The sequence below is a fragment of the Salinisphaera sp. SWV1 genome (genome assembly GCF_052044155.1).
Classification (GTDB): domain Bacteria; phylum Pseudomonadota; class Gammaproteobacteria; order Nevskiales; family Salinisphaeraceae; genus Salinisphaera.
Window position 1 is genome coordinate 1 of record NZ_JBQDYE010000078.1, and the last position, 5,795, is coordinate 5,795.

Sequence of the window (5,795 nt, forward strand, 5' to 3'; positions counted from 1 at the left end):
TCTGGATGCTATCGCAGCGCTGTTTGGTCTCGATTCGGTGGCTGAAGTACTGCACGGGCCGTACGAGTGGCTGGGAGACCGGCCGCTTCATGCAATGCGCGATCCAGTCGCGCTGCGCGACATCACGCAATATTTCGAAGGCGGTTGTTGCTGACACCGCGGGCCGTCACGCTCGCTTCAGCCAGCTGATGGTGGCGATCACGAGCAAAATCAATTGACGGTCCGATTTCGGTACCTCAATCAGAGTGTAGGCCGCGTGATCGCCAACTCGCTCGGCGCGTTTGTGGCGCCCGACCACCGCCGCAAGACCCGCCGTCTCGACATCGAACGAGAGTGCCGGCTCTTCTGCAGCCAGATTGCGCAATAGCCAACGTCGTAGGCAGGTGCCCGTCAGCTCGTGTGCATCCAAAGACTCATCGATGCTACGGAGGATCAAGCCCAGATCATGAGATCGCGGAATTCTCTTATGACCGCGTGGACGGATCCTGCGGCCCGTCAGATAGCCGAGCCTGAAACCGCGATCACGTTCACTCAGTAGAGCCACGATTGCCTTGTACTGCTCGACGCGCATCCAGAGTTGGTTGGCGGCGGCATAGTCATCAACGCCCATGCGCACCGCCAATGCAATGCGCCCGGCGAGAGACGCTGTTAACTGAGATGTGTCGGACGAGGTAGTAGTAGTCGCGGGCGTTCGCGGGGCGTTAGCCGTCGTCTTCTCAACATACGGATGGACTTGGTTCGATATCCAGTCAGGTCGGAACCGCATGAGAAATGGGATATTTTCGACATGGGTGCCGCCGTGGTGTCCGCGCCATCGATCAATATCGCTAGCCCGGCGATCGAGCAATCGTGCCTCCGCTTGGCGAGCGAGGCCGCGCCACGGGCTAACTTGCCCATGGAGCAACGGGAGTGCGTGGGCATACCAAACCAGAGTCGTGATCGGGCTGCCGTGTCCCAGTTGTCGTGACAGGTAGCGGAATTGCAGACGCCGCGGAAGTTGGCCGAGCGAGATAATCCGAGCCTGCGTGTGCTCATAGAGCGTTACGGGCTTCAGGGAGGCGACCGGTTGCGCCATTCGAGCCGGGTGGGTGACCAGTACCGCAGTCGTCGCCATATTGTGTCGTGCAATGTGCCCGCGAGCGTAGGGGCCTTCGATACAGGACGATGCGGAAACACGAAACCCGCTCGCCATCATTCGGGCAATAGACGCGACTCCGGTTCCAACGTCGGGTGCCAACAGTAGGTCGCCCGTGTCAGCGACCCGTATGCCCAGCCGGCCCAGGAGCCCGCGAAGTCGTGCGGCGGCCTGAGTCTCCATCGGCGCGATAACGATCCGCCGACTCGCGACTGTTTTCAGCTGTCGGCGCTTGATCGGGTGGACATGAATGGAAAGTCGCTCGTCGTCGATCATTAGATCGCGAGACATTAATCCGGCGACCTCGCTCAATCGAAGACCGGAGTACATCTGAATCAGCGCGCCGGCTTCCCCGATGGTCGCGTGGTCGGCCCCGCTATCGAGCGAGAGCGAAGCAAGCGCGTGATCGGTCGTCGTCGCCAGCGCTGACTGAATCGCGGTCGTCTCTGTTTGACTGGAGAAATATCCGGGGTGGCGTTGTGTCTCGAATGCCAGGCCATCGAACGCTCGCGACAGATCAATCTCGACACCGACACGATCGAGCACATCGGAGAAGTGAGAGGCTGCCGATGCGACCGTGCTCGCCTTGGCCCGTCGCTCTCCGGATCTGGATTCGATCGCAATCTGCCGGAGTGCTCCTTCAATGTCCCAGGGATCAATGGCGTGTATGTCGCCGGCGCCGACGCCACGTATCAAGCGCGCGCCGAGGGTGGTCAGATAGTCGTAGGTGGAGGTGTCGGCCAGTCCGCGTTCATGGCGAAGGTAGACCACAAACGCGGCGAGGAGGGCGATCAGGCTCGATGAGCCGAACTCCAGGGCAAACCGTTCCTCCAGGTCGCGTAAGCGTCGTCGGTTGGCGGCCGTATCACGTCCGGCGGCGATTTCATACGCGAGGCGGCGTAGCTGCCGATACGCCGTCATCCCGTCGTTCCGCGTTAATGTCCGCTGGCCGGGTGATGCGCGCTTGCCAGAAAGGTGCTGTGGCACCGTCGCTGAGATATCCGCGGATATGAGCGGCGCGAAGCGCGTCAGGGCCGGGCCCACGCTATTAAGTATGCCGCGTTCCCAGGCACTCCGGGTGCCCGGTATGTGGCATTGGCGCCCCAGGCCGATCAGTAACAGTAGATCATCCAGTGGTAGCCGTGCCTCTGCCGGCCATAGGCCTTGCAACTCGGCTTGTTTGCGCAAAGCCGTGTCGATCTGCTTAAGCGTTGGCGGCGCGATGCGACGGCGACGCAGGTTGCCGAGAAGGGCCACTGCATCGCCGCTCACGAGCTGGCATTCGCGCTCTCCGTTCAGATTGCCTGACGCATCGAGAGGCACTTCAGCAATCAAGCCCGATTCAAATTGCTCGAAGGCATGCAGCGGCAGGTCCGGATCGAGGAGATGGAGGAGGCGGTCACTCGTGGTGCCTGCGCCGTAGCTGGCGAGAAGGATTGTCGTGGCCGCCAGGATGGCATGGTCATCGTCTGAGGCAACGCCGCGATCGAGAAGAGCCAAGGCCTGAGCCTCGACGGCGAGCGCCCAGCGCGATGCATCGAAATGAACGACATTGAAAGCGCTGTATGTGATGTTCGGGGTGCTCAACGGCGGTACGAACGGACGTCTCCGGGCCGGGCCATTGGTCATGGTGCGACGCCGATGCGCAACTAACGCCGATAGTTTGCTGCGCAAAGCTTGCTGTACACCCAGCGTCTCGGCCTGAGACTGGTTGAGGAGCTGCTGAATGGCGGCCGGCTCGATCAGCCACTCGTCGTCGGCGTTGGTTGGCGTGCGGCCGTCAAATGCATCGACTATTTCGGCGGCGCGCTGATTCTCGATCTCGGTCGGCTCATCCAGCTTCGTCTCTTGGCAGCCCCGACGTAGCGTCCGGAGCGTCTTGTAATCCGTAACGAGATCTTGAGCGCTTCGCGGTTCGAGTGGTGCCGGTGGGTCGTAGCGCCGGGCCGCACCGACGGTCCGAAACCCAAGCGCTTCGACGTAGCTTTGGAGATTCGCGGCGATCCGTTCGCCGAATTCCGCAGGGCAATCCGGATCGCAGGCATCGAATGGTGAGTCCCCGATGCTGTGCCCCATCTGCAAGGCGATATCAGACCCGGCGATACCGAATCGTCCGGCGTTGCTGGCAAACAGATGTCGCAGCAGCGGCATGGGAATGACCCATTCGGGCCACAATGCTTTCAGCCCATGGCGGGTCAATTCCGCATCTTTGGCGCCCACCGCATGCTCGCCACCTGTGAACCACAATGGGCCGGTGCCATCCAACGCCGCGCGTATTCGTTCAAGAAGCACGTCGTCGCTAACGCCGCGCTTGGCGAGCAGCCGTTCCGCGCGCTCAAGTTGTCGGAGATAGGCATGTAGCGTGTCGGTAAAGAGAGGCGGGAGGACGCAGACCCGGGCATCAAGCTCGGGATCCGTGGTTTTATCCCCGACAAGGCCGAGGCTCCATTGCGCGCCGCTTCCTGTGGGAGTCAGGACATCACGTCGAGTGACGGCCCCAATCGGTGCTGTGAACCGGTGAGCGGTGCAGACTCCGAAAAGGATTGCTAGGTATGCACCAAGCGCGTGGACGCCTTCGAGAACCGTGTCGGTGGGGGCCTTTCCCAATCGGACGGCGTCCTTGGTTCGGCTGCACAAAGACTCGATTGCGGTGCAGGCTGTCTCCCACCTAATGGCTGCACGCGGCGCGCCGATGAGCGAGTTATCTGATGTGCTCGGCTTTTCAGCGGGTATGCCCATTGCGCTGAGAGCGTCGCAATACGTGGAAACGAGTTCATGCGCCGACCTCGCGTAGTAATGGCTGGGCGCGCTCGAATGCTCAAGCGCTGAGCCCGAGAACCACTGTGCTTCACGAATATGACCCGTACGGACGAACGTTTGGACCGCCAAGGTGTGAATGGCGCGAGTCTCCGTGAACCGCGGGCAAACCTCCCGCAGCTGGCTTCTGAGGTCGGCCCATGCGCTCTCCCAGCCCGTATTGCGGCCGAGGTCAGTCAGCGCTTCGGCTGTGAGCGTCGCATGCAATACGGATAGCGCTCGCGATAGCGGCGGCGGCAACGGAAAGGATAATTTGAGGGACGTTCTGTGGAACCAATCCGAAGGCAGGTCGTTGAGCTCTGGCAGTGCCTGAAGGGTAGTCGCCCAGGAGTGGGTCGACAGACGCAGGGCTCCATCGACGGTCCCGGCGCTATCTTGAGCAAGATGCGCAATGGCGTATAAGCACTCAATCCGTCGTCGGCCGGTGACGAGCATCAGTGCCGCACAGAGCGCCGCCGCTTTATCCATGAGCGAGGCGAAATCGAGATCGAGCGCCGGAGTTAATGCGTTCCAGACTCGCTGAGTCTCGATCGTGGTCAGCGTACGATCCGTGTCGGGTAGCAAGACGCCTTCAAGGTGATGGCGTGTGGCCTGCTCAAACTCGAAGGCGGCGGTTGCCAATTTCTCGCCCGACGCTACCTCCAGAGGCTCATCGTCTTGCTGGAATAGATCGAGCGCGAAAGCTGGCTGAAACCCCTCGATATCCTCGGGCGGGATTTCGTCCGGCGGCGGGACATCAAGCGACGCTAATGGCGGTACGAAGTGGCGAACGCCAAATAGGCCACTTGGGCGAATAGGCGTTGCAGGACTGAGGCTCGAGGGCGGTGCCTGTCTGCGAGGTGTTCGTGGCGGGGAAGGCCGAGGTTCGGCGGGTTTAGTGGCATCAGGTCGTCGAAGCGCGCCGTCAGCAGGCAACATCGCCGCGTTGGCAAATTTCTCAGCGGCGTCGCCGTGTTCAGCTAAGTAGGGGGTAATGAGCCGGGCGAATTGAGCGACGCTGAGCTGGTCGCTCCATGCCTCGGCCAAGGCAGGTGATACGGCGTCGTCGAATTGCCTAGTCGGTTCCGTCGTTAAAACATCCCGAATTCGTCGCGCGGCTGAGCGCGTCGCCGTGTCGGCCAAGCCCTTCGTTATGACGCGTAGAAGAGCGGCTCGTAATATTCCGAGCGCCGCGTGCTCTCCTCTGCGCGGCACAAGAGCGCCATAGTAATAGGAGTAGGCGAGCACGCCAGCCAGCGGATGCATGCTGCCCCGCGCCCGACTCGGATCCCGGTGAAACTCGGAGTGGCAACCCTCGGCGACTTGGGCGAGTTGTTCTAGACGTTCGGATTCCCTATGCGAATAGTGGTGCTCGAGCAAGCTGACGCTGCGACGAATTTCACCGGCGACGAGCCGACCTTGCGGAATGTGTCCGTCGACAACGGCGAGTGCTGGATGCGTCAATTTGGAGACGCGAACACTGCGCTCGTTGATGACGAGGTCCATACTACGCTCGCGAGCAAATGCGGCTATACGGTCGTATTCGGGTTCCGAGGCTGAGCCCATCGTGGCGCCTTTTGCGTAGCAGGAACCGCAGTTCTCTGCGATGTTAATCGGCGCCAATGCGGCGTCTGCTACGAAAAAATATATCCTAAATTTTCACAGTAGCAACGATTTAAGATCTATTTATAGCTATGAAGAAATTTTAATGGCTATCAAAATGGTGCCACTAATTGCGGCTACGAACCGCAGTCGGGAGTTCGAATCTCTCCGGGCGCACCAAGAAAAAGAAAGGCTCTCCCAAGCGGGAGGGCCTTTTTTATGGCTGACGACTCAATTCGAACTCCCGACCCATAAACAAGCG

General features: G+C 60.7%; 2 protein-coding genes. One reads left to right on the forward strand and one right to left on the reverse strand.

Going from position 1 to position 5,795, the window contains the following annotated elements:
• Positions 1-166: 166 nt before the first annotated feature.
• The gene (locus ACS8YF_RS19360; protein ID WP_440851735.1) at positions 167-5,437 is read right to left on the reverse strand and encodes a hypothetical protein; all 5,271 of its coding nucleotides are present in this window, start codon (positions 5,435-5,437) and stop codon (positions 167-169) included.
• Positions 5,438-5,537: 100 nt separating this feature from the next.
• Here ACS8YF_RS19360 and ACS8YF_RS19365 point away from each other — a divergent pair.
• A partial coding sequence (locus ACS8YF_RS19365) for a hypothetical protein (RefSeq protein ID WP_440851736.1) occupies positions 5,538-5,795 on the forward strand: 258 nt, incomplete at its 3' end.